This is a genomic window from Roseivirga sp. YIW32 (genome assembly GCF_057219245.1).
This window is the reverse complement of sequence record NZ_JBXVVG010000002.1, coordinates 869,395-893,230: the sequence shown is the minus strand read 5'-3', so window position 1 is coordinate 893,230 and position 23,836 is coordinate 869,395. Positions and strand designations below refer to the sequence as shown.

19 protein-coding genes and 1 tRNA gene are annotated in these 23,836 nt (G+C 42.6%); 12 read left to right on the top strand and 8 right to left on the bottom strand.

The genetic code is table 11. The features are described 5' to 3' along the window. Positions 1 to 14: 14 nt before the first annotated feature. From AC2D6U_RS12705 to hflX, 6 genes are all read right to left on the bottom strand, one after another. Complete coding sequence (locus tag AC2D6U_RS12705; protein ID WP_484721363.1) at positions 15 to 1,298, bottom strand: DUF8202 domain-containing protein; 1,284 nt, start codon at positions 1,296 to 1,298, stop codon at positions 15 to 17. Positions 1,299 to 1,630: 332 nt separating this feature from the next. Continuing rightward, positions 1,631 to 1,888: a hypothetical protein gene (locus AC2D6U_RS12700; protein WP_484721362.1), complete on the bottom strand. Its 258-nt coding sequence runs from the start codon at positions 1,886 to 1,888 to the stop codon at positions 1,631 to 1,633. Between the two features lie 37 nt (positions 1,889 to 1,925). Continuing rightward, positions 1,926 to 1,997: transfer RNA gene (locus AC2D6U_RS12695), tRNA-Arg, on the bottom strand. A 109-nt stretch (positions 1,998 to 2,106) separates the two neighbouring features. Beyond that, positions 2,107 to 5,370, bottom strand: coding sequence for a T9SS type A sorting domain-containing protein (locus AC2D6U_RS12690; protein ID WP_484721361.1), 3,264 nt, complete (start codon positions 5,368 to 5,370; stop codon positions 2,107 to 2,109). A 38-nt stretch (positions 5,371 to 5,408) separates the two neighbouring features. Next, positions 5,409 to 6,746 carry a cytochrome-c peroxidase gene (locus tag AC2D6U_RS12685; protein ID WP_484721360.1) on the bottom strand — a complete coding sequence of 446 codons (1,338 nt, stop codon included), beginning with the start codon at positions 6,744 to 6,746 and terminating at the stop codon, positions 5,409 to 5,411. Between the two features lie 79 nt (positions 6,747 to 6,825). Next, complete coding sequence (hflX, locus tag AC2D6U_RS12680; protein WP_484721359.1) at positions 6,826 to 8,022, bottom strand: GTPase HflX; 1,197 nt, start codon at positions 8,020 to 8,022, stop codon at positions 6,826 to 6,828. 131 nt (positions 8,023 to 8,153) lie between these two features. On the opposite strand from hflX, the gene rfbC reads away from it, so the two are divergent. From rfbC to AC2D6U_RS12630, 10 genes are all read left to right on the top strand, one after another. Next, positions 8,154 to 8,699 carry a dTDP-4-dehydrorhamnose 3,5-epimerase gene (rfbC, locus tag AC2D6U_RS12675; RefSeq protein ID WP_484721358.1) on the top strand — a complete coding sequence of 182 codons (546 nt, stop codon included), beginning with the start codon at positions 8,154 to 8,156 and terminating at the stop codon, positions 8,697 to 8,699. Then, positions 8,696 to 9,433, top strand: a complete 738-nt coding sequence (locus AC2D6U_RS12670; RefSeq protein WP_484721357.1) for a tyrosine-protein phosphatase — start codon at positions 8,696 to 8,698, stop codon at positions 9,431 to 9,433. Before rfbC ends, AC2D6U_RS12670 begins: the two co-directional genes overlap by 4 nt. A 1-nt stretch (position 9,434) precedes the next feature. Continuing rightward, the gene (locus tag AC2D6U_RS12665) at positions 9,435 to 10,421 is read left to right on the top strand and encodes an NAD-dependent epimerase/dehydratase family protein (RefSeq protein ID WP_484721356.1); all 987 of its coding nucleotides are present in this window, start codon (positions 9,435 to 9,437) and stop codon (positions 10,419 to 10,421) included. A 125-nt stretch (positions 10,422 to 10,546) separates the two neighbouring features. After that, on the top strand, positions 10,547 to 11,950 hold the full coding sequence (locus AC2D6U_RS12660) for a tetratricopeptide repeat protein (protein ID WP_484721355.1): 1,404 nt from the start codon (positions 10,547 to 10,549) through the stop codon (positions 11,948 to 11,950). Next, positions 11,951 to 12,715 carry a phosphosulfolactate synthase gene (locus AC2D6U_RS12655; RefSeq protein WP_484721354.1) on the top strand — a complete coding sequence of 255 codons (765 nt, stop codon included), beginning with the start codon at positions 11,951 to 11,953 and terminating at the stop codon, positions 12,713 to 12,715. A gap of 3 nt (positions 12,716 to 12,718) precedes the next feature. Further along, complete coding sequence (locus tag AC2D6U_RS12650) at positions 12,719 to 13,657, top strand: polyprenyl-phosphate transporter (protein ID WP_484721353.1); 939 nt, start codon at positions 12,719 to 12,721, stop codon at positions 13,655 to 13,657. Continuing rightward, on the top strand, positions 13,654 to 14,394 hold the full coding sequence (locus tag AC2D6U_RS12645; RefSeq protein ID WP_484721352.1) for a shikimate dehydrogenase family protein: 741 nt from the start codon (positions 13,654 to 13,656) through the stop codon (positions 14,392 to 14,394). The genes AC2D6U_RS12650 and AC2D6U_RS12645 overlap by 4 nt, the downstream gene beginning before the upstream one ends. A 59-nt stretch (positions 14,395 to 14,453) precedes the next feature. Then, positions 14,454 to 15,128 (top strand): hypothetical protein, encoded by a 675-nt coding sequence (locus AC2D6U_RS12640; RefSeq protein WP_484721351.1) that lies wholly within the window; start codon positions 14,454 to 14,456, stop codon positions 15,126 to 15,128. 83 nt (positions 15,129 to 15,211) lie between these two features. Further along, complete coding sequence (gene uvrB / locus AC2D6U_RS12635; protein WP_484721350.1) at positions 15,212 to 17,233, top strand: excinuclease ABC subunit UvrB; 2,022 nt, start codon at positions 15,212 to 15,214, stop codon at positions 17,231 to 17,233. Between the two features lie 131 nt (positions 17,234 to 17,364). Then, complete coding sequence (locus AC2D6U_RS12630) at positions 17,365 to 18,711, top strand: ammonium transporter (RefSeq protein ID WP_484721349.1); 1,347 nt, start codon at positions 17,365 to 17,367, stop codon at positions 18,709 to 18,711. Between the two features lie 76 nt (positions 18,712 to 18,787). Here the strand turns inward: AC2D6U_RS12630 and AC2D6U_RS12625 are convergent, their stop codons facing one another. Both AC2D6U_RS12625 and AC2D6U_RS12620 read right to left on the bottom strand, forming a co-directional pair. Further along, positions 18,788 to 19,393, bottom strand: a complete 606-nt coding sequence (locus AC2D6U_RS12625) for a superoxide dismutase (protein ID WP_484721348.1) — start codon at positions 19,391 to 19,393, stop codon at positions 18,788 to 18,790. Between the two features lie 23 nt (positions 19,394 to 19,416). Further along, a complete protein-coding gene (locus AC2D6U_RS12620; protein ID WP_484721347.1) occupies positions 19,417 to 19,866 on the bottom strand; it encodes a nucleoside deaminase in 450 nt (149 codons plus the stop codon). A 70-nt stretch (positions 19,867 to 19,936) separates the two neighbouring features. On the opposite strand from AC2D6U_RS12620, the gene aspS reads away from it, so the two are divergent. Together aspS and AC2D6U_RS12610 are read left to right on the top strand one after the other, a co-directional pair. Further along, the gene (gene aspS / locus AC2D6U_RS12615) at positions 19,937 to 21,688 is read left to right on the top strand and encodes an aspartate--tRNA ligase (RefSeq protein ID WP_484721346.1); all 1,752 of its coding nucleotides are present in this window, start codon (positions 19,937 to 19,939) and stop codon (positions 21,686 to 21,688) included. Between the two features lie 69 nt (positions 21,689 to 21,757). Next, positions 21,758 to 23,821 carry a GAF domain-containing SpoIIE family protein phosphatase gene (locus tag AC2D6U_RS12610; protein ID WP_484721345.1) on the top strand — a complete coding sequence of 688 codons (2,064 nt, stop codon included), beginning with the start codon at positions 21,758 to 21,760 and terminating at the stop codon, positions 23,819 to 23,821. Positions 23,822 to 23,836: the final 15 nt, after the last annotated feature.

The following is a 23,836-nucleotide window of genomic DNA, read 5'->3' as shown; positions in this document are numbered from 1 at the left end:
TTAGACAAAGCGTCTTAGTGCTTCACAAGCAACTTAAAGCGCTCTTTTTTACCAAATACCGTTAGGTTAAGCAAATAAATGCCCGGAGTAGAAGTGACCAAGTTTATCTCCAACTTACCCTCTTTTCTTTGCCAGGTGGCGGGAACTTGAATACCTCTCGAGTCAAAGACCACCAGCTCTTGAATGGTCGCTCCTACAGGCAGGTCGAGTGTTACGGATTGCCCTAGTTTCACCGGGTTTGGATATGGCTTACCTAGTTGAAGCGCTTGACTGAACTCAACCGCCACAATTTGAGAATGTGTTTCATCTCCAGCAGTACTGACATCCACTAAACGATAATAATTCACCCCCATATGAGGGTTCAAATCTAAGTCTGTATAGTTCTGTACATTACTTGTTGTTCCTGCTCCCTTGATCGTTGCAATTGGGCTAAATTCCTCGCCCCCTCTTGATCGCTCCAGCCTGAAGAAACCGTTGTTGGTTTCTGTTAGCGTGGTCCAATTGACTTCTACATGATTCTGCTTGGCTTGTGCATCAAAGGACATCAACTCTATCGGCAAGGCACCAAATTCAGAGGACCCTAGTGTAAAGTATTGCCCATCCGTCAAATTGACCTTAAAGGACACAAATCCGTCATCAGCGACCACAAATGACTGTAGAATTTCACTCGCCCCTGACGTAAAATCACCGTCATCGTCAACGAGCAAGACGATTTGGCTCTCATCATTGGTTCCAACACCTGTAGGACCTAATAGATTGCTCACGTCAAACCTAATGGTCACCGTGCCCACCGTTCCGGTTTCTTGCGCTCGCCATTCTCTATTCAATCTACTGTTCACTTGGTTCGGATCGTAGTCAATGTTCTTTTGGTTATCGTAAAGGTCCGCTCCATCGTGCCCCCAAACTAAGGATTGGCCGTCGAACATTAAGCCATCGACATGATTCAATGTTTGCGGACCCGCAGAACCGTTTGCCGTGCCTCCGCCATCAATCTCACCAATTGCTGTGAAGGCACCTGTACTTGTATTTATCGTCCCTAAAGTTCCGCCGTTGGCCGCATAGAGTGTTTGCTGACCCGGTATAGGGAAGTAGGCCAAGGCCTCAATGTTGGTCGCTGTAGCACCAATCAATACATTGGCTCCTGTGCTTCTATTGATGGTGTACGGTTGATCCGTACCATCGGAGACATAATAAAAAATATCCGCCTGTTGCGCCTGAAGACTTAGCGACAGAGAACCAAAAAGTAGAAAAGCAGAAAAGGCACTTTTAAACTTTTTTGTAGGTACGAAGTTTTTCAAGATATGGCTTTGGCTTGCTGTTACACATTTCGATCGAAATGTCCCGGCAAGAAAAGAGCAGACAAAAGGTCAAAACTATTCCATACGGATGAAAAACGAATGTTTCTTCCAATGGAGCAAAAGTTGTACATTAATCGAGAGACTTTCTTCAATAGAAAATCCAACCTTTTGTTAAAGCTCAACGAATTCGGTGATTTCAGTAATTGATGTGCATTTTTGTATAAAAATAGCTCGTCAGCTATTGTTCACATCTTTTTTTATACTGTTTACACGCAAAGATATGTTATTCCCTACATTTATTGTCATTAATCTTTAAAGGGTATTTGAGGCGATCAGCCGGTCGCTATTCTGGCCTCAGAATAAAGATCATAAGCGGCGATGAGTGAGGCGTGTCCGGAGGCCTTAGCCCATGAAGGGTATTGCGTGATCTGACTCCGGTTTTGCACATATTCCGGACGGTACTTTCCATCCAATTCATCCCAAAGGATCAGCAAGTATTCATAAGACATTTTGCTATTCCGGCCCTCTTCCAGCCATTGCTCAAAGGAACTTTCCGGTAAAGACGCTGGATACTCTTGACTTTCGAACATAACTAATAGGAATGATTAGGTCCAAGCTCCCGATTTGTGGCCTCGCTAGGAATCGAACCTAGATCTAAAGTTTAGGAAACTCCTATTCTATCCATTGAACTACGAGGCCATCAATCACATCACTATGGGTTAATGTTCTCATCTATTTATTTCGTCTGAAATAAACAACACTAAGTTAATTGATTAAAAATCTAATATGGAGGAACTTTTCGAACAACTTAATCTTTGATCAAGATCTTGATCTTAAAGACTTTTCCCTTTTTGTCCAAAACTCGGATCAAATAGATTCCAGATCTTATTTGATCTGAAATATCGATATCTATAGAATTCTCTTCAAAATCAGGTCTTTTCCAAATTATCTTTCCAGAAGAATCCACAATGCTTATATCGTGTGGATTAAATCCGGGATTTGGATATTGAAAGGTAAATTTACCTTTTGAAGGATTTGGAAAAACAAAAGCAAGTTTTGAATCCTCTGCCTTCACTGAATCTATTGATGTCGCGGTAATGGGGTCAGATAGTGAAGTACAACCTTCCGCATTGGTCACCAAAACCGTATAGACTCCTCTTGTTATCGCCTCATATGAGCTTGATGTAGCACCTTCAATGGGCTCATCGTTAAGGAACCATTGAAAAGAAGTGCCATCAGGTGCCATCAATCGGTAACCATCAACCGTTATTGTCTTACTAGGTAACTCATTGACAACAAAATCAAACTCGTCAGAAAAACGAGCACAATCTCCTGAGTTTATACCTCTTACCTTGTATAGTCCAGCATCTGAAACTTCTAATGTTTGATTGGTTTCATTGGTCAACAAGTCATCTCCCTTATACCACTGATAAGCTCCGAAACCATCACTAGCGCTTAACACTACACTGGATCCTTCACATATAGAATTTACTCCTGTAATCTCAATATTGCTGGAACAATCCATGTAAACACCAGAACCTACAAGACTGAATTCATAATCTCCTGCACTCGTTTTTATGATCAATTGACCATTGATGTCTCCATCGACCGAAGGTGTAAACGTGATAGGGATTGAAACTGTTGAATTTGCGGCAATTTGATTTACGCTAGTCTCGGTTGAAAAATCAGGATTACTAAAATTGAATTCCTCAAGTATTGCAGGAGTATTGCCATAGTTAGCCAATGACAAATTCAATACTTGGTCTTTCTGAATTTCTATTTGCTCAAATTGCAATGAATTTTGAGGAAAATCTAACAAAGGCTCATTTGTCACTTGCATTCTAAAAACCCCCTTTCCAAAGGAGGCACCATATAAAAACTTACCATCATTGCTGAACTCTAAATCCTTTACATCTCTCATGGTTAAGCCTTGGTTAGATAAACTCCATGATGCTCCACCATCATCACTTATGAAAACACCGGTCCACCAATCTGCGACTGCTATCATATTTGTGTTGTTTGGATTGACTGCTAACGCACCAAATAGACTATTGAGACCATGTTCTTGTACAGTTTTAACTGGAGCCAGTATACGAGACCAATTATTACCTCCGTCGGTACTTTTATAAACACCATAAAATCTTGTTCCTACGTATAAAACGTCGAAATCATCTACTGAAATGTCCATTGAGTAAACATTCCTCTCAGGAAGATTATTAGTAATATCCGTCCAGTTGTCGCCTCCATCAGTAGATTTATAAACACCTCCCGCTCTAAGGGTTATATACAATTGATTCTCGTCGGTAGGATGAACCACAATATCAGTGACATTAAGCTTCCCACCTAATCCATTATTTATTTCTTCCCAAGTCCCCGTAGCGCCTCCTTCTTTGGACCTGACCATTCCAAAACTATTTTCGAAAGTACCTACAAAACCGTCATATCCAGACCCGGAATTCGGAATAGATGAACTGCTTTCTTCAGAGAAAGGCCCAAAGTTAATCCCCTGATTGGCGTAACCTGCATAAATAATATTGGTGTTTGAAGGAGCATAAGCGATTGATTTTAAACCATGCCGGTCTTCCACTTTTTGTTCTGATGGATCCTTGATATCAGGATGTTTGTACATTTTATTCCAGTTTTTTCCATTATCTGTTGATTTTAAAATCCACCCTTGATGCTCATCAGAAAGCAATATTTCTGAATCCTTATCTGGGTTTAAAGCAATATCATACCATTCTGGAAAATCCGCCTCTCCAAAAGCGATTCCTGTCCATTCCTCCCCTCGATTATTTGTCAAAAAAGGCCCGCTTCTAGCGATTGACACTACCTTACTATGACTTTGTTTACTAACAGCAACTGAATGCATTTGCGCCCCTGTGTAGCCATTACTTAATGAAACCCAGTTAACTCCAGCATCTTCGCTTTTGAAAACACCTCCACCATAATTATTAATGAAAACAATATCCTCATTTTCTCCATCAATTGTCATTTCAATCGGAACGCCTGCAATAATTCCTGGAGGTCCCCATGACGAATTTCCAGGCGTTTGTTTCGTCCAGTTTTCACCAGCATCATTGCTTCTATAAATAGATGATCCGTTAGCCGCATAAACAACATCTGGGTTAGACGAGCTAAATTGAATGGCCGTAAATTGATCCTCAACCTGATCACCTTTGTTCAAGCCTAATTTCTCTACCCAAGTTATACCTCCATCGGTCGATTTATATATTCCTCCCCATACCCTATTCTGTGAGGTTACATTGTTGCCAGTTCCTGCGACGATAAGCTCATCATTACCATCAGGACTATCCATACCACCGACAAATAGATTGGTTAAATTATTATTTGAATTAGACCAATTAGCACCTCCATCCTCACTGATCAAAATACCTTCACCCGTCGTATTAAAAGCCTCTCTATCAAAAATACCTGTTGCCAAAACAAGACGTGGTACAACCTCAGAATTATCTGATTGAGTTGGAAAAACTTCCAGCCATCTAGCCAAACTTCCACCTTCCCACAATTTCGTCCACGTCAACCCTAAATCTTCTGATTTATACAATAGCCCCTTTACCTTTGTAAATTCATCTCCTTGAATTCCTTCGTCAAATTCACAACTAACGTAAATTGTCTTTTTATCTCCATGTTGAGTGATTTTGAAGTTCCTTATTGTCAACCCTTGGTCTTCTACAATTCCATTACTTCTAGAGACAAATGATTCTCCACCATCTGAAGAATAAAAAATGCCTTTTTCACTTTCTGTTCCGACCCAAATCTCATTGGGATTAAAGGGATCTATTGTCAATGCAAAAACCGGAATTGCATCTTGGGTTGGACCATTAAGCACCGTGATACCATTATTCGAAGTATTCCAGTTTCTTCCACCATCAGCGGTGCGATTTACACCACTAAAGACGTCCGTAACGAACATGACATTTGGATTCTGGGGGTTGATACGAATATTATAGCCCAACCCCCCTATAGGTCCTCCTGTTTTTATCCAGTTCGTCTGTGCATTTATGGAAAGGATGGCTGAAAAATAAAGAATGCCTAAAAAAAATGGTCTCATCGTTAAAAATTAACAATCATTCAGGAGAAAAACAATTCTTAATCATTTGATAAAGAATCCAGTACAGTCAAATTGAGGGATGCTGGTTTCGAACCAGATACAAGCATCCGAGGAACCTCCTCATACTTCTTAGTATCTCGCAAACTTTCAGAAATGAAAACATGCAATTGAGAAATTTCCTCCTGATTTAAGCCCAAGGGCACAAAAAGGTCGCTTAATTGTTCTTTATGAACTTCTTTACTCTGCGACTCGGCCAGGTTAAAATATGCTATTACTTCACTAATTGATTTGAATGTGGCACCGTGCCCAAAATATTCTGCATCTTTTAAATTGTAAAGTTGAGGAACTTTAAACCTGTAAAGATCTTCTTCCCTTTTAGTAAAACCACCTCTACCCAATCTCTCACTTGAATAACCGCTCGTTTTATAAGTACCAGCTCCCTTCATTTCACCCATACCAAGGGCATAAAAATCATTGCTATTAAGTGCTGGACCAGTATGACAATTAAAACATTTGGCTTTTCCAAAGAATAGAAGGGCCCCTTTCAATTCAGTCTCTGATAGCACCTCTTTTTCACCTTTTAACCATCTTTGGAAAGGTGCATTACTTGTCAATAATGTTCTTTCATATGCTGCAATTGCAAGAGCAGCCGTGGTATCTGAATAGCGACTTGATTCAGGGATTTCTGGAAATGCTTCATCAAACAATGATTTAATTTCTTTATTAAAGAGTACTAATGAATCTGGCATACTTAAACGATGTACACCAAAAGCAGCAATTGCTTGAGACTCCACTCCTTCAAAGCCAAGAAAATTCACTTCACTGGGCGTATTTTCCAACCATTCTTTGGTGTACTTCTTGTTTAGCGCATTGGCACCAAATTGACCATCCCAAAACATCAATTCTTGGTAGGCTACATTAAGAATTGAAGGGGTTTTTCTCAATTGAACGTCCAACTCTCTTTCTCGATAAGCGGGATGTCTTCTTCTTCCTTCACCTTTTCGACCAAAGCCAGTACCACCATCACCAATTGCTTGACGAGCTCCATTTTGAAACCCAGCAGTGGGAGCGTGGCAAGTAGCACAAGAATAAGAATACTTAAGGCGATTTGGTAAAACCGGTATAGAACCAAGAATAGGGTCATAAAACAATTGCTCTCCTAATCTGACCTTGGCTGCCGTCAAGGGATTCTTAGGATCAAAAGGAATATTCCCAAGATCTTTACCATCTGGAAGTATAAAAAAATTTAACCCATTCTTGCCTCCTAGATCTTCAAGACGAGACCTGAGCTGGTCAGCTTTATCTGTCCCGACTATTAATTGATATGACAAGAGTAATAGGAATACTGTAAGAAAGACATAAAGTTTTCTATTCATTCGAAATCAGGCACTTTTCCTTTCTAATTTAAGAGATAAAATAAAAATGAATTGGACCTAAAATTCAAATGAATTGAGCCTAATAAAAAGATTCATTCAAATAATTCGGGAAGATCTGGTAATGACGCTTTTTTACCTTTTCCATCAGGACTTCTCGAAACTCCTCCATATTCTCTTTTTCTGTAGCAGATATAAATACTGCGTCATGTTCTCCTTTACTGAAATAAGTCCTTTTGAGTTCTTCCAAAGTAGGTGGCGGATTGTCCATTTCCTCTAATAGCTCTTCATCCAAATGCTTGTATTGATCCACCTTGTTGAAGACAAGTATTGTCGGCTTGTCATTTGCGCCAATGTCTTGTAAGGTTTGATTCACCGTCTCCATCTGATCCTGAAAATAAGGGTGAGAGACGTCGATCACATGCAAGAGGATATCGGCTTCCATTGATTCGGCCAAGGTGCTCTTAAAGGATTCGATCAAATTGGTGGGAAGTTTTCGAATAAAACCAACAGTATCCGACAATAAAAACGGAACACGACCGAACACTACCTTCCGCACAGTAGAATCTACGGTCGCAAAAAGCTTGTCCTCTGCCAGCACATCGGCCTTGGTGAGCAATCGCATCAGCGTAGATTTCCCTACGTTGGTGTAGCCGACTAGGGCAACACGCACCACATCTTTTCTGGACTTCCGCTGTACTTCGTTCTGCTTTTCTATCTTCTCAAGCTTTTTCTTCAGTACGGTGATCTGGTTACGAATCATTCGCCTATCCGTTTCAATTTCCTTCTCACCCGCACCTCCTCGGGTTCCTGTTCCACCTCGCTGGCGTTCTAGGTGAGTCCACATGCGGGTTAGGCGTGGCAACAAATACTCAGACCGCGCAAGCTCTACTTGAGTTTTGGCTTGAGCGGTTTGTGCTCTGGCCAAAAAGATGTCTAGGATCAACAAACTGCGGTCATAGATCTTGACGCCAAGCTCCTTTTCTAAATTTCTTAATTGTGAAGGCGTGAGATCATCATCAAAAATGATCACCTGTACCTCTTCGGCCACTAGATAGGTCTTGATCTCCTCTAGTTTTCCTTTTCCCACAAAAGAGCGGATATCAGGCTTTTCTAAGCGTTGCGTGAAGGACTTAACAACATCTAGATCAAGGGTCTTCGCCAAGAAGGCCAATTCTTCCAAATACTCCATCACCTTTTCTTCAGGTTGCCCTTGATTGATCACCGCAACCATCACGGCTTTATCTTGCGTCGAACTCTTCGTTTCGTATCCTCCCATATAGCCAGCAAATTTACGATTAATCGAGCCAATTCAATAACCAAGCGACCGAACCTGTCAGTTGACGAATTTACTGTATATAATGACCGCCTATTTCGATCTTTGCTTAGATTTGACATAAGACAAATACCATGAAGATCATAGAAACAGGCTTTCAAGGACTCTATGAACTAGAGCCAAATGTATTCGGCGATGAAAGAGGCTATTTTTTCGAGTCATTTAGAAAAGAGGTTTATCAAGAGCTCGGCATAACTGACGATTTCATTCAAGACAATGAATCTTTTTCCGTAAAGGGTACCCTCAGAGGACTCCATTATCAGGAGAACCCACATGCCCAAACTAAGCTTGTCCGCGTAGTAAAAGGCAAAGTACTCGATGTAGCCCTCGACCTTAGAAAAGATTCCCCCACCTACGGAAAACACCATAAAGTGCTGCTCGATTCGGAGAGAAAGAACCTTTTTCTGGTACCGGCAGGATTTGCTCATGGTTTTGTTGCACTTGAAGATTCGGTCTTTTTTTACAAATGTTCCAATTACTACAATAAAGCCAGTGAAGGTGGAATTCTGTGGAATGATCCTAAGCTAGGCATCGAATGGGGCATTGAAGATCCGATCGTTTCTGAAAAGGACAAGGTTTTACCTACCTTTGAGGCGTACAAAATGTCACCTAAATTTTGAGTTTATTCTCCTTTTTCAAAAAGAAAACGGCAGACCTACCGGTCCAAGAACTGCGTGTTGACATTCACTCACATCTAATTCCGGGAATTGATGATGGCATTCAATCTGTGGAAGAGGGTTTGACTATTCTCAGGGAATTCGAAGCACTGGGCTATGAAAAGATCATTACCACGCCGCACACGATGTGGGGCACCTATAACAATAGACCTGAAAATATTCTCGAAGGATTGTCTGTCATGAAGAAGGCAGCAAAAGAAGCAAACATTCAGCTGGAAATAGAGGCCGCCACAGAATATTATCTCGATGAGCACTTCATGGAAAGGATTAAGCGAAAGGACGAATTACTGACCTTTGGAAAAGAATATGTGCTGGTGGAAACCGGTTTTATCAATGAACCACCTGAACTCAAAGACGCGTCATTTCAATTGAATCTGCACGGTTATAAAATGGTATATGCTCACTCAGAACGCTACATGTACTTGTTCGACAATGAACGACTCATTGAAGAGTTGCTTGATCGAAATATCATTTTTCAATTGAATGCCATTTCGTTGACCGGCTGTTACTCCAAACCGATTCAAAAATTAGCTGAAAAACTCATAGACATGAAAGCCGTTCAACTGGTGGGTACGGATTGTCACAACATGGGACATATTGACCTGTTGAAAGAAGTACGAAAAAGCAAGTACTGGAACAAATTGCTTCGACTGGACCTTATGAACAACAAATTATAATATGAAAGTGCTGATCACCGGTGCGACGGGTCTTGTGGGCAGTTTCCTGACACGGCAACTCATGGCCGATGGTCATACAATTAGAGCAACGAAAAGGGAGAATTCCAACCTGAGTCTCGTCAGCGATATCTCAGATCAAATCGAATGGATTGAAACAGACTTATCTGAAGCCATCTTTTGGGATACTCATATGATGGACATTGATGCCATTGTGCATACTGCCGCGATTGTTTCTTTCGACAAACGTTGGGAGAAAACCATGTACAAAACCAATGTCAAAGGGACTGCCGACTTAGTGAATGCAGCATTAAAAGCCAAAGTTGACACCTTTCTTCACGTGAGCTCGGTGGCTGCCATCGGAAGAGTTCCGGGGCAACTCGAGATCACTGAAAACGACAGATGGGAAGACACCGCTTTCGATTCGATTTATGCCAGAGCCAAATACCTGCAAGAACTGGAGGTTTGGCGTGGTGCGGAAGAAGGCTTAAACGTAAAGATCATCAATCCTTCGGTAGTGCTAGGACCAGGCCTCGGGACGGACACCGGTAGCACGGCAGTGTTCAAATATGCCTATGACGAAAAGGGCTACTTCCCGAAGGGCGATGTCAATTATGTCGATGTTCGAGATGTCGCGCTAATTGCTTCAAAATTATTAACTGCTGACCTACAAAACGAGCGGTTTATCCTGAGTGCAGGAAGCATTCCCTACGAAACTTTTTTTGAAAAGATCGCCACCTCTTTTGGCAAAAAGCCACCGCACAAGACCCCAGCATCCTGGATGTTAAGGATTGGCGTTTGTGCGGAATGGATAAGGTCGCGGTTAACAGGAAAAGAAGCACTCATCACCAAGGAAACGGCCAAGCTTTCAAAAAGTAAATTTTTCTATCGTAATGACAAGGTCAAAGATGCCTTAGATGTTGATTTTAGAAGTTTAGACGAGTCCATTGAGTGGACAACAAGCGAACTTAAAAAAGCTTATTCACTTTAAGTTTCTGTTTATCAATAGAATACCTACATTTGCCGCCCATCTGAAAACGGATAACAGAAATTTTATTTCCACAGAAGTGGTTTTGAAATGGGATTTCATTAATTTGAATAAACCTATTATTGCCAATGCACGAAGATTATCCTAGTAGGGAAGAAGAGCGCGGTCTGGTCAAGAGATTCGAAGAACAACTCAAGAATAACAGTTTCAACTTTTTCGATGTGTCGGAATATGAAACCATTATCCAGCATTACATCGATCATTTCAATTATGCCAAGGGCTTAAAAGCCGGTAAATTGGCCTTGACCCAATACCCTTTCAGTACCGACATCAGTATTTTAGTCGCCCAGTGTTTCATCGGTAAGGAGGAATATCCTAAGGCATTGAAGGTCATCGATGACGCCCAGCAGGTAAATCCTTCAGATACAGACCTCATCACCATTAAAGGAAACATCTATTCCATCATTGGGGAGTATGAGAAAGCCGTAGAACTGCTCAAAAGCACATTGGACATGGTAGAAGAGCGGGATGAAGTGTATTACAATATTGGTCTAACCTACCAGACCAATGCTAAATACAAGCAGGCAATTACTTACTATAAACGCGCTATTGAAACCAACATCAACCACGAAAACGCACTCTACGAGTTGGCCTATTGCTTAGACGTAACAGGACAACTGGAGGACTCAGTGGCCTATTACCAACAATTCATCGATCAAGATCCATACTCTGCATTTGCTTGGTACAATTTAGGAATCGTACTCAATAAGCTGGAGCGGTTCGAAGAAGCCATTAAAGCCTATGACTACGCTTTAGTCATCGACGACACCTTTGCCTCGGCTTGGTTCAACTTGGGCAATAGTTACATGAACATGCAGCGCTACCAAGATGCCTTGGAAGCCTACAAGAATACACAAAGCAATGAAGGACCCTCCGCTGAGGTCTTTTGTTGCATCGGAGCTGCCTATGAAAAAATGGAGCAGTACGATTATGGCATCAAGTATTACCGAAAAGCGGCTAAAGTAGATCAGTTTTACGAAGATGCATGGTATGGTATTGGCTGCTGTTTGATCGCTCAAGAAAAATTCTACGAGGCCATTCATTTTTTGAACAAAGCCCTAAAGCTTGATCCGGAAAACACCAACTATTGGTTGGCCATTGCCAATGCAGAGTTTCAAACAGGCAACATCGTCTCAGCAAAAGAAGCCTATCAAGAAGCCGCTTTGCTGGAGCCTGAACAAAAAGAGATATGGTTAGACTGGTCAATGATCTATTTTGAGCAGGGAGAGTATGCTCGAGCCATTGAACTCATAGAGAATGGATTAGAAGAAAAACCAGAAGATTCTGATTTGTTGTATCGCATGGTGGCCTATCAGATCAGTGCAGGTCATTACAAGGAAGCCTTCACTTTCTTAGAAAATGCACTAATTTTGGATTTTGATAATCACAAAGTGCTGTTCGAGTTCTTTCCTAAACTAGAAACACAGAAAGCACTATTTAAGATCATCGAACAATTCAGAAATAACGACTAGATGCACTATTTTTTGACTGACATTCCTGAGCGCACACAAAAGCCGCGCGAAAAAGGATACACCATGGCCATGGACAAAGGCCTTAGCGTTAGACAAGCCGAAGATTTTATCAGCGTTTGTGGAGATTACGTGGACATCGTGAAATTGGGCTGGGCTACTTCTTATGTCACGCCTAATCTCGACGAAAAACTGAATGTCTACCGGGAAGCCGGAATCCCCTTCTATTTTGGAGGTACCTTGTTTGAAGCGTTTATTGTAAGAAATCAGTTTGATGCGTACCGTAAGGTACTCGACAAATACAACATGCCTTTCGCAGAGGTATCGGATGGTTCTATTGAATTAGACCACGACTTAAAATGCGAGTACATCCAAAAGCTCAAGGGACAAGTGACCGTGTTATCAGAGGTGGGCTCAAAAGATGCGGAGAAGATCATTCCACCCTACAAGTGGATCGAACTCATGCAAAAGGAGCTTGATGCCGGCGCATGGAAAGTGATCGGAGAAGCCAGAGAAGCAGGAAATGTTGGTCTTTTTAGATCGACAGGCGAAGTGCGTTCAGGGCTTGTTCAAGAGATCCTTACTAAAATCCCGTTTGAAAAGATCATTTGGGAAGCTCCCCAAAAAGCGCAACAGGTCTTTTTCATCAAATTGATGGGTGCTAATGTAAACTTAGGTAACATTGCACCGGAAGAGGTCATTCCGCTTGAAACGATTCGCCTCGGACTTAGAGGGGATACCTTCGACCATTTCTTGACGACTAAATAATTGATGAACAAGCTTCTGCAATATGTGCTGCTATACCTCAAAGGAATAGCCATGGGAGGTGCTGATGTGGTCCCTGGAGTTTCCGGTGGAACCATCGCCTTCATCACGGGCATTTACGAGACCTTGCTGAACGCCATACGAAGCATTGATTTAGAGGCTCTTCGGCTTTTGAAAGCATTTGATCTCAAAGGGCTTTGGGCGCACGTAAATGGCAACTTTTTACTTGTTCTATTCGCAGGTATCGCTACGAGCATACTGTCATTAGCAAACCTCATCACGTATTTACTCAACAATCACCCCATCCAGGTTTGGTCCTTCTTTTTTGGACTCATCGTGATATCAGCCTTGATCATTCTGCGTGAGATCAATCAATGGAATATTGGAGTGGTGATCGCCATGTTTGCAGGGATCGGAATCGCTTATTTCATTACGGCGATAACTCCGGCCGAAACGCCTGAAGCTCCATGGTTCATGTTTATTGCCGGAGCCGTTGCTATCTGTGCCATGATCTTGCCCGGAATTTCCGGTTCATTTATCCTCTTGCTATTTGGGAAGTATGAGTATGTCATCACTGCCATCAAGGAGTTCAGAATTGCAGATTTGATCTTTCTAGGCCTGGGATGCATCGTTGGTATTCTAAGCTTTGCTCGATTGGTCAGTTGGTTGTTCAAAAAATTCCATAACCTCACGGTCGGCTTGCTTTCGGGCTTTATGATCGGGTCTCTGAATAAAGTTTGGCCTTGGAAGGAAACCCTAGAAACCTATACGGACCGCCACGGAGAGATCAAACCACTCTTCCAGGTCAACATTCTACCGAATGAGTACTTAGCAAAAAGTGGCGCCGAACCTTTCTTTTTAGAAGCCATCATCTTTGCGGCATTCGGTTTTCTTTTAGTCCTTGGAATAGATAGATTAGCAGCCTATCTAAGTCCTGAAAAATGAGAGCATTTGGCCTGATCGGTTATCCATTATCCCATTCTTTTTCAGAAAAATACTTCGCTCAAAAATTTGAGAAAGAAGGCATAAAAGAAGCCGTCTATCGCGCACATCCCATAGCATCGATAGAGCAACTCCCTCAATTGCTGAAAGAAAACCCTCATCTTATGGGATTGAACGTGACCATTCCTTACAAAGAACAAGTCATCCCTTTCTTAGACGAATTAGACCCAAAGGCGAAAGAGATCGGTGCGGTCAACACCATCAAGATTCACAATGGCAAGCTCATTGGCTACAACACAGATTATGATGGCTTCAAGGATTCTCTTATCAAATTTATTGGGCCCAATCCGATGCCCGAAAAAGCATTAATTCTTGGAACAGGGGGTGCCTCCAAAGCCGTTATGCATGTCCTCAACGATTTGGGTATTGACTATCAATTCGTTTCAAGAAAACCTAGCAAGGATCAATTGAATTACGAAAGCCTAACTCAAAATTCAACACTCAAAACTCACCACTTAGTGGTGAACACCACTCCCCTGGGTACCCACCCCAACACTGAGCAACTACCAGACCTCCCTTATGGTCAACTCACCCCCAACCACTTCCTTTTCGACCTGGTGTACAACCCATTGATCACCGCTTTTATGCAAAAGGGCATTGATGCCAAGTCCTGGGTAAAGAACGGTCTTGAGATGCTGCATGGCCAAGCTGAAAAGGCTTGGGAGATTTGGCAAGGTTAGATTCTTCCAATTGGTTTTTTTACATTTTTATTTATACTTTTCATTCTAAATATTCACACATGAAAAAGTTAGTTATTCTCACCTCTCTAGCATTTTTTGTTCTAAACACAACGCATGCGCAACATACATTTGAGCTAAATATAAATTATGGTATTGCAGGAAACTTTCAGTTGGAGTATGAGCAGCCACCAAGCGCCGTTCCAAGTGGTTTTACATCCTTCTACAATAAGAATTTTTTCGGGTCCATTGGTGGAATTGAATTTCAATGGAACATAAAGGATTCAAAGGCATCAATTGGTATCAGCTATGATCGCGAATCGCACTTTGGTGAAAAAAACTTTAGAGAGTTAATTAGTAATAACACTTATCTAGAGATTATCGATTTCAAACTCCGTCAGATCAACGAGATGTACAGCATCTTCTATAAAAGAAGGCAAAGTGAAAAATTACTATTCACAGGAGGTGTATTCATACTAAACCCACAAATGCAAGAAATTGAATACTTTAACACATTTATTCATAGCACACAGACCACTGCTTTACTCGTATTGATTAAAGAAAGAAATGGATCTAACTCAAATTTGATAGATGCTGGATTCTTTATTGGTGCAGAATATTATTTTTACAAGTCTGGTAATTTCCAAGTAGGCATTCAATCTAGGATTTATCATACTACTAGTATAGGCTGGTTCGAAACCATGACACTTACCCCTAAGCTCAGATATTCATTTTAGACTTAATCTGTACTTTGAGAGAGTAGACTTGTAAAATCTAAAATGATAAAGTCAAAACTCACAATTGATGTTAGCTTTGGATTATGGAATTCAAACTCACATCTGAATTTGAGCCTATGGGTGATCAGCCCAAGGCAATTGAGCAACTAGCGGAAGGTGTCGATGCTGGCGAATCAGGGCAAGTACTTCTCGGTGCGACAGGTACAGGGAAGACCTTTACCATCGCTAACCTTATCGAAAAAGTACAGAAGCCCACCCTCATCTTAAGTCACAACAAAACCTTAGCTGCTCAATTGTATGGTGAATTCAAGCAGTTCTTTCCTGAGAATGCCGTCGAATACTTTATTTCTTACTACGATTACTACCAGCCCGAAGCCTTCATTCCAACCTCAGGTCTCTACATCGAAAAAGACCTTTCCATCAACGAAGAGATCGAAAAACTCCGTTTGAGTGCTACTTCTTCCTTGCTCACGGGCAGAAGGGACGTGATCGTCATCGCCTCCGTTTCTTGTATTTATGGCATAGGAAATCCAGAAGAATTTGGCAAGAACGTGGTTCGACTCCAAGTCGGGGATGTAGTGAGTCGGAACCAATTGCTTTTTGCCTTTGTCGACATTCTCTACTCTAGAACAGAGGCTGAATTCAAACGAGGTACCTTCCGCGTAAAGGGAGATACAGTAGACATTTTCATTGCCTACGGCGATTTTGCCTACCGCATTTATTTTTGGGGAGATGAAATTGAAGCCATTCAACGAATAGACCCGGCCACGGGCAAAAAAATCTCCGATGAAAAGATCATCACCATCTTTCCTGCCAATCTTTTTGTGACTGGCAAGGACTTACTCCATCAGGCCATTCACGAAATTCAAGATGACCTCGTCGAACGACTTGGTCAATTTGAAGATGACAGAAGGTTCTTGGAAGCGAAGCGCTTGAAAGAACGGACAGAGTTCGACATGGAAATGATGCGTGAGTTGGGCTACTGTTCGGGTGTTGAGAACTACTCGCGTTATTTCGATAGGCGTCAAAAAGGACAACGTCCTTTCTGTCTATTGGATTACTTTCCGGAAGACTACCTGATGGTCATTGATGAAAGCCATGTCACCTTACCACAGGTTCGTGCCATGTGGGGTGGGGACCGCTCAAGGAAAGAAAATTTGGTGGAGTATGGCTTTCGATTGCCTTCTGCCCTTGACAACCGACCCCTGAAATTCGATGAATTCGAATCGCTCATCAACCAGGTGGTTTATGTTTCGGCCACACCGGCAGATTACGAATTGACCCAAACGGGAGGTGAAATTGTGGAACAGATCATACGCCCTACCGGCCTGTTAGATCCTGAAATTGACGTGCGTCCTTCCACCAATCAGATCGACGATCTGTTGGAAGAAATAGACGACAGAGTCAAGAAAGAAGAACGCGTGTTAGTCACGACACTGACCAAACGAATGGCAGAGGAGTTGACCAAATTCCTGGAAAGAGCTGGTGTGAAGGTGCGCTACATTCACTCCGAAGTCAACACCCTTGATCGAGTAGAGATCTTGAGAGAATTGAGGTTGGGCGTTTTCGATGTGTTGGTGGGGGTCAACTTATTGAGAGAAGGACTTGACCTTCCTGAAGTTTCCTTGGTTGCCATTCTTGATGCTGATAAGGAAGGATTCTTACGAAATCAACGCTCTCTGATTCAAACCATAGGGCGCGCAGCGAGAAATGAGAATGGACGTGTGATCATGTATGCTGACATTACCACGGAATCTATGCAGCGCTCAATTGACGAAACCAACAGAAGAAGAGCCATTCAGCTCGCCTACAATCAGGAACACGGCATCACGCCAAAAACCATCCTAAAATCTAAAGAGGCAATTATGGGACAAACAGGGGTGGCTGATTCTAAAAAAGGAGCTAAAAACTACTACGTAGAAAGTGATCAAACCTCAGTAGCAGCAGATCCAGTGGTGGCCTACATGGAAAAACCAGCATTAGAGAAAATGATCCAGAAAACGCAAAAATCGATGGAAAAGGCTGCCAAAGAGCTAGATTTTATCGAGGCCGCAAGGTTGAGGGATGAATTGAATGAATTAAAAGAGCTTTTGGCTTCTAAATGATCAATCATTTCAATCGATTTACTATTTTTTCCAAATAACAGGGTTGCTCTAAAACTAATTTTCTTCATTTTTATGTAATTATTAATTTTTTGGGTTTACGAATTACCCTAAGTCGAACCAAATTACAAGAAATGAGAAAAAAATGGATACCAGGATTCTCCCTCCTGATCATCGTGGCTTTGGTTAGCCTCCTCGATGTATCAGCTGCTGGAGAAGTTACCGTTGACCCGAACCTCAACGGTGCCGATACGGCTTGGATGCTCGCAGCAACCGGTCTAGTTTTATTAATGACCCCGGGCCTTTCCTTCTTCTATGGCGGGATGGTCAATAAGCGAAGTGTGATTTCTACCATGCTTCAAAGTTTCATCTGTATGGGAGTCATCACCCTTGTTTGGGTACTTTGCGGATTTAGCCTTGCTTTTGGAGATTCCATTGGCGGTATCATTGGCGATCCGAGAACCTTTGCTTTTTTCAAAGGCGTGAGTGGTGCTACGCAAGCCGATCTTGCACCGACCATCCCATTTGTCCTTTTTGCTCTCTTTCAGATGAAATTTGCCATCATCACTCCGGCTTTGATTACGGGTAGCTTTGCTGAACGCGTTCGATTTTCAAGCTTTCTACTCTTCATCATCCTCTTCAGCGTGGTCATTTACAGCCCGTTGGCGCACATGACCTGGCACCCGGATGGCTTTTTGAGGCAATGGGGCGTATTAGACTTTGCAGGAGGAACAGTAGTGCATATGTCAGCGGGTTTTGCCGCCATTGCCGCTGCTATTATCCTTGGTAAAAGAAAAAATCATGGTACTGTGGCCCACCAACCAGCCAATGTACCTTATGTATTGCTCGGGACGGGCCTGCTTTGGTTCGGTTGGTTCGGCTTTAATGCAGGCTCCGCCCTTGGCGCTAATTCAGATGCAGCGCTTGCCTTCGCGACAACGACTGTAGCTTCAGCTGCTGCCATGCTCGCCTGGGTGTTCTATGATGCCCTGATGGGTAGAAAAATCTCCGGCATGGGCGCCTCGATTGGTGCGGTTGTCGGATTGGTAGCGATTACACCTGCCGCAGGCTTCGTCACCATAGGCCAGTCGGTATTTATTGGTGTAGCAGCGGCCATCGTCTCAAACATCGTAGTGTACTATAAGAATAAAACAGGAATCGATGATACCCTGGACGTTTTCCCTTGCCACGGTGTTGGTGGAATAGTCGGTATGATCTTAACCGGGGTATTTGCTAAAGACGTAGGTCTGATCTATGGCGATCCGACAACATTCTTAAGACACCTAGCGGCTGTCTTCCTTGTCGGTGGATTTACCTTTGGATTGTCTTACCTCCTCTTTAAGGTTACAGACATGATCATCCCAATGCGGGTGACGGAACAGGCGGAAGAACTTGGTCTCGACATCAGCCAGCACAATGAAAGTATTGTGACGGACGATATCGAAGGAGAAATTCAAGGAAGCTTGAAAAAGGCTTCATAATTACAATCACGCAATCATAAAAAAAGCCCTGAAGATAATTCTTCAGGGCTTTTTAATTGTATTCGACATTCAGGGATTATTTCCCTTCAGCATATCTTTTACTTACTTCTTCCCAGTTGATCACGTTGAAGAATGCATTGATATAATCAGGTCTTCTGTTTTGATAATTCAAGTAGTATGCATGTTCCCACACATCCAAGCCAAGAATTGGAGTACCTCCACAGCCAACATTTGGCATCAATGGATTGTCTTGATTAGGAGAAGAACAAACCTCTACTCTACCACCTGAATGAACGCATAACCAAGCCCATCCCGAACCAAATCGAGTGGCTGCTGCGTTAGAAAATGCATCTTTAAATCCTTCGAATGATCCGTATGCTTCGTTGATGGCATCGGCAAGTTCTCCACTTGGAGTCCCTCCTCCGTTCGGACCCATTACTGTCCAGAAAAGATTATGGTTGTAGTAACCGCCTCCATTATTGCGCACAGCACCGTTGTCGCTATGATTCTCTAAAAGATCTTCAATGCTCTTGCCTGCCATGTCGGTACCCTCAATGGCTCCATTCAACTTGCTCGTATAACCGGCATGGTGTTTTCCATGATGGATCTCCATGGTTCTTACATCAATATGTGGCTCCAACGCATCATATGCATATGGAAGATTTGGTAATTCAAATGACATAACTATCGTTTTATGTTAAAAATCTATTTTCTCAGCTTTTCAAAAAAACGCTTCAATAACGCTTCGCTGTCCTTACTTAACAAACCAGCTTTCACTTCTGTTCGCGGGTGAAGCATTTTTCTCCCAAAACGGACAAAGCCTCGTTTCTCGTCATCCGCGCCATAGACCAATCTACCCAGCTGACCCCAGTAGCTCGCCCCGGCGCACATCACACAAGGCTCTAGTGTCACAAATAAAGTGCACTCATTCAAATACTTCCCGCCCATAGCGTTGGCAGCGGCTGTAATGGCCAGCATTTCGGCATGCGCGGTAACATCATTCAGTTGCTCTGTCATGTTATGTGCCCTTGCAATGATTCTCTTTTCAGCCACAACCACTGCCCCTACCGGTATCTCACCGGCATCAAAAGCCATTTGCGCTTGTTTCAGGGCTTCACCCATGAAGTACTCGTCCTTATGTATTGAAAGCTCCATTTTTGGCAATATAAACCTCAATTGCTAAAACAATTATTAAATTTGCCACTCATTTTTAAGGGTAGAGATCATGTTAAGAACGCATACTTGTGGTGAACTAAGAGTTGGAGATGTTGGAAAAGAAGTAATCCTTTCGGGTTGGGTACAAAAAGTGCGTGACAAAGGCGGCTTGCTCTGGGTTGATCTAAGAGACCGCTACGGTGTGACACAGCTCACCTTTGAAGAAGGAAAAAGTGATGCTGTCGCGATGAAAATCGCTAAAAAAATTGGCCGAGAATTCGTCATCACTGCCAAGGGAAAAGTTGTTGACCGCTATTCTAAAAATGACAAGATCCCGACCGGTGAGATTGAAATATTTGTCTCTGAATTGACCATTCAAAACGCTTCGAAAGTCCCTCCTTTTGTGATCGACAACGACACCGATGGTGGCGAGGAGCTGCGGATGAAATATCGCTACCTCGACCTAAGGAGAAACGAGGTACGCGAAAAACTCGAGTTGAGGTCTAAAATGGCCATCGGCGTACGAAATTACCTTGCGCAACAAGATTTTATTGAAGTAGAGACGCCGGTATTGATCAAATCCACTCCGGAAGGAGCAAGAGATTTTGTTGTGCCATCGCGCATGAATCCAGGAGAATTCTATGCACTCCCTCAATCTCCACAAACCTTCAAGCAGTTGCTGATGGTCTCCGGTTTCGATCGCTATTTCCAAATTGTGAAGTGTTTCAGGGATGAAGACCTAAGAGCAGATCGCCAACCTGAATTCACTCAAATCGATTGTGAGATGTCATTTGTTGAGCGCGACGATGTGCTCAATATGTTTGAAGGCATGACCAAGCATCTATTCAGCACAATCAAAGGGGTTGAGCTTCCAAATTTTCCTATAATGGAATATGCGGAAGCCATGGAAAAATATGGGTCTGACAAACCTGACGTACGCTTTGGCATGGAGTTCGTTGAATTGAACGATGTCGCTCAACACAAAGAATTTAACGTGTTCAATTCAGCTGAATTGGTAGTTGCAATTTGTGCCAAAGGCTGTGCCAACTATACACGTAAGCAGCTCGACGAGTTGACAGATTTTGTGAAAAGACCTCAAGTCGGAGCCAAAGGATTGGTGCATGTCAAATGCAACGAAGACGGAACATTTAAATCGTCCGTCGATAAGTTCTATGATCAAGAGGACCTCAAGGCTTGGGCCACAAAAGCTGGTGCAGAAGCTGGTGACCTGTTGCTCGTGCTGTCAGGAGCAAAAGCACAAACAAGGAAGCAGATGAACGAATTACGTTTGCACCTTGGTAATGAATTAAGCCTGAGAAACAAAAACGAATTCAAACCCCTTTGGGTAGTCAACTTCCCTTTATTGGAATGGGATGAAGAAACACAGCGGTTCCATGCGATGCATCATCCATTCACATCGCCGTTGGTAGAGGATTTGGAAAAATTGGATGCGTCGCCTGCAGAGGTACGCGCCAACGCCTACGATTTGGTGATCAATGGTGTTGAGATCGGTGGGGGCTCTATTCGAATTCATGACAAAAGTATGCAATCCCTCATGTTCAAACATCTGGGCTTTTCAGATGACGAGGCGAAGGCGCAGTTCGGTTTCTTGATGGACGCATTCGAATATGGTGCACCACCACATGGTGGTATCGCCTTTGGATTCGATCGCCTTTGTGCCATGTTTGGCGGATCAGATAGTATCAGAGATTACATTGCCTTCCCAAAAAACACTTCAGGAAGGGATGTCATGATAGACTCTCCTGCTACGATTGATAACAAGCAACTTGACGAACTTGGAATTCGCCTGAAAGAAGTATAAGATGGCAAAGTCCTCTTTTTAGGAATCGGACTAAAAACTATCTTGTAACTTCGGAGGAACAAAAACTCAATGAAATTTACCTTAACACCGAAGTTTTACATGCGTCTCAGCCTTGTGCTGGCTGTATTACTTTGGCTCATAGGTACACTCATCGACATCTTACAGCTGCTGGCTGTACGGAGCGAAGTCGATCTTGGAATCGATCCTTTTCTCAATAAATTGATCGAGGCGGCCTTCCTCATCTTGGTCATGGCCTATTTCCGCTACCGCATAAAGTCGGTAGAGAGTAGCAATTTCATCGACCTTTTATGGAGAGTATTCGCGACAGGTTTGATCACCACCATCATCTCTTTGATCATTGTGCTCTTCTATACTTCTATCGAGGGGTCTCCTTTGGCTGAAAACCCATTTGTTACCACCTTCTTTCAGGACTTAAACCGAGGATTGATCAGTGTTTTCCTTATCAGCACCTTTACCGTTTGGAAGAGGCTGATCCTATACCAGAAAAGTAAACGCCTGATATATTATTGGAATTTATTCGAAGTGACGGTCATTCTATCGACCTTCTTCACCTTAACTGAACTGACACTGCAAAACAGTCTCTTATTTGAGTTCATTTTTGCTGCCGTGGCCATTATGGCGATACTATTATCTGGAAATCTAAAATGGGTGGCCTATTTGAATTTTAAACAAAAGTGGAAAGGTATTCTGCTGATCTTATTGATCACGATCTACATCTTTTACTTTTTCAATTCACTCTACATTGCACCGACTGAATCTGAGTACTTTTTCGAAAACTTCGACAGCCTATTTGTCCTAGTCCTCTTCACCTTCATTCTCTTTTACAGCTTGTTCTCGCTTTTGGTGATTCTCTTCAATTTACCGACCTCCTCGGTTTTTGAGAAGAAAATGGAAGAAGCGCTGAATTTCCAGCGACTTAGCCAATCCGTCAGTCAGGGTGAAAACGAAGAAGAGATCTTCGAAGTGCTACTGATGTCGTCCATGAGTGCGGTATATGCAGACGCCGGCTGGGTAGAGATCAACCACAACGAAGGAGATAATCAATTCATCACCAAACAGATCAGTAGAGAGGAGATCAATCATGTGAAAGAATTGGTTCTAAGCGCAAAATCACGAACCGTTTTAAAAAATCCATTCACGAGTGAGGGGACGAGTGATCGGGTCATTGTTAACCTCAAACGTTATCATTACAAATCAGCTTTTGTTGTACCAATCACCCTGCAGAGTGAAGTGATCGGCTTTATGTATTTGCTTAATGAAGTGGCTGAGAGCTTTAATAAGGAGATGATCAACATCATCAACACTTTTGCAAGCCAAGCCAGTGTGGCCATTGAAAACTTTAGGCTCATTGGAAAGGCGATTGAGAACGAGCGTTATCAAGAAGAGCTAAACATTGCTAAAAATGTCCAGCGGCAACTTCTGCCGAAAGTGCTAGACCACAACTCATCTTTCCAAATCCATGCCTTTACGGAGGCTGCAGCTGAGGTAGGAGGCGATTATTATGATACCTTTCAATTGGATGAGAATCGATTCGCGATCGTAATCGGTGACGTATCTGGCAAGGGAACCTCTGCGGCATTCCACATGTCGCAAATGAAAGGCATTTTCCAGAGCCTTGTTCAAATGGACCTTAGCCCTAAGGAATTTTTGGTTCATGCCAACTCTGCCTTGAGCAAATGCCTTGAAAGGACCTCCTTCATCACCTTAACATATTACATCATTGACACGAAAAACCAAGTGATTGACTTCGCCAGAGCCGGACACTGTCCTACGTTATTTTACAGCCGAAGTAAGAAGTCTTCAACGTTTCTGGAGAACAAAGGACTTGGACTGGGCATTATGCGAAACGACACCTATCAGAATTTCATCGAGGAAAGTCAATTCCGTTATGAGCGAGACGACATTTTGGTCCTATACACCGATGGTATTTCGGAAGCTAAAAACAATGCGAATGAAGAGTTCGGCTTTGATCGAATGAATAAGCTACTGGAACAAAACGCACACTACGACCCTGTGATGATTCAAAAAGTATTCATTAGCAAACTTTATGAGTTCTGTCAGGAAAATCCGTTGGATGATGATTACACCATGGTGGTGATCAAATTCATATAAATTACGTTGAAACAA

What these genes read in the sequence shown, in the direction of transcription:
- AC2D6U_RS12700 (WP_484721362.1), bottom strand. Translation starts at nt 1,888, where the DNA reads ATGTTCGAAAGTCAAGAGTATCCAGCGTCTTTACCGGAAAGTTCCTTT.
- AC2D6U_RS12690 (WP_484721361.1), bottom strand. Translation starts at nt 5,370, where the DNA reads ATGAGACCATTTTTTTTAGGCATTCTTTATTTTTCAGCCATCCTTTCC.
- AC2D6U_RS12685 (WP_484721360.1), bottom strand. Translation starts at nt 6,746, where the DNA reads ATGAATAGAAAACTTTATGTCTTTCTTACAGTATTCCTATTACTCTTG.
- hflX (WP_484721359.1), bottom strand. Translation starts at nt 8,022, where the DNA reads ATGGGAGGATACGAAACGAAGAGTTCGACGCAAGATAAAGCCGTGATG.
- rfbC (WP_484721358.1), top strand. Translation starts at nt 8,154, where the DNA reads ATGAAGATCATAGAAACAGGCTTTCAAGGACTCTATGAACTAGAGCCA.
- AC2D6U_RS12665 (WP_484721356.1), top strand. Translation starts at nt 9,435, where the DNA reads ATGAAAGTGCTGATCACCGGTGCGACGGGTCTTGTGGGCAGTTTCCTG.
- AC2D6U_RS12660 (WP_484721355.1), top strand. Translation starts at nt 10,547, where the DNA reads ATGCACGAAGATTATCCTAGTAGGGAAGAAGAGCGCGGTCTGGTCAAG.
- AC2D6U_RS12655 (WP_484721354.1), top strand. Translation starts at nt 11,951, where the DNA reads ATGCACTATTTTTTGACTGACATTCCTGAGCGCACACAAAAGCCGCGC.
- AC2D6U_RS12650 (WP_484721353.1), top strand. Translation starts at nt 12,719, where the DNA reads ATGAACAAGCTTCTGCAATATGTGCTGCTATACCTCAAAGGAATAGCC.
- AC2D6U_RS12645 (WP_484721352.1), top strand. Translation starts at nt 13,654, where the DNA reads ATGAGAGCATTTGGCCTGATCGGTTATCCATTATCCCATTCTTTTTCA.
- AC2D6U_RS12640 (WP_484721351.1), top strand. Translation starts at nt 14,454, where the DNA reads ATGAAAAAGTTAGTTATTCTCACCTCTCTAGCATTTTTTGTTCTAAAC.
- uvrB (WP_484721350.1), top strand. Translation starts at nt 15,212, where the DNA reads ATGGAATTCAAACTCACATCTGAATTTGAGCCTATGGGTGATCAGCCC.
- AC2D6U_RS12630 (WP_484721349.1), top strand. Translation starts at nt 17,365, where the DNA reads ATGAGAAAAAAATGGATACCAGGATTCTCCCTCCTGATCATCGTGGCT.
- AC2D6U_RS12625 (WP_484721348.1), bottom strand. Translation starts at nt 19,393, where the DNA reads ATGTCATTTGAATTACCAAATCTTCCATATGCATATGATGCGTTGGAG.
- AC2D6U_RS12620 (WP_484721347.1), bottom strand. Translation starts at nt 19,866, where the DNA reads ATGGAGCTTTCAATACATAAGGACGAGTACTTCATGGGTGAAGCCCTG.
- aspS (WP_484721346.1), top strand. Translation starts at nt 19,937, where the DNA reads ATGTTAAGAACGCATACTTGTGGTGAACTAAGAGTTGGAGATGTTGGA.
- AC2D6U_RS12610 (WP_484721345.1), top strand. Translation starts at nt 21,758, where the DNA reads ATGAAATTTACCTTAACACCGAAGTTTTACATGCGTCTCAGCCTTGTG.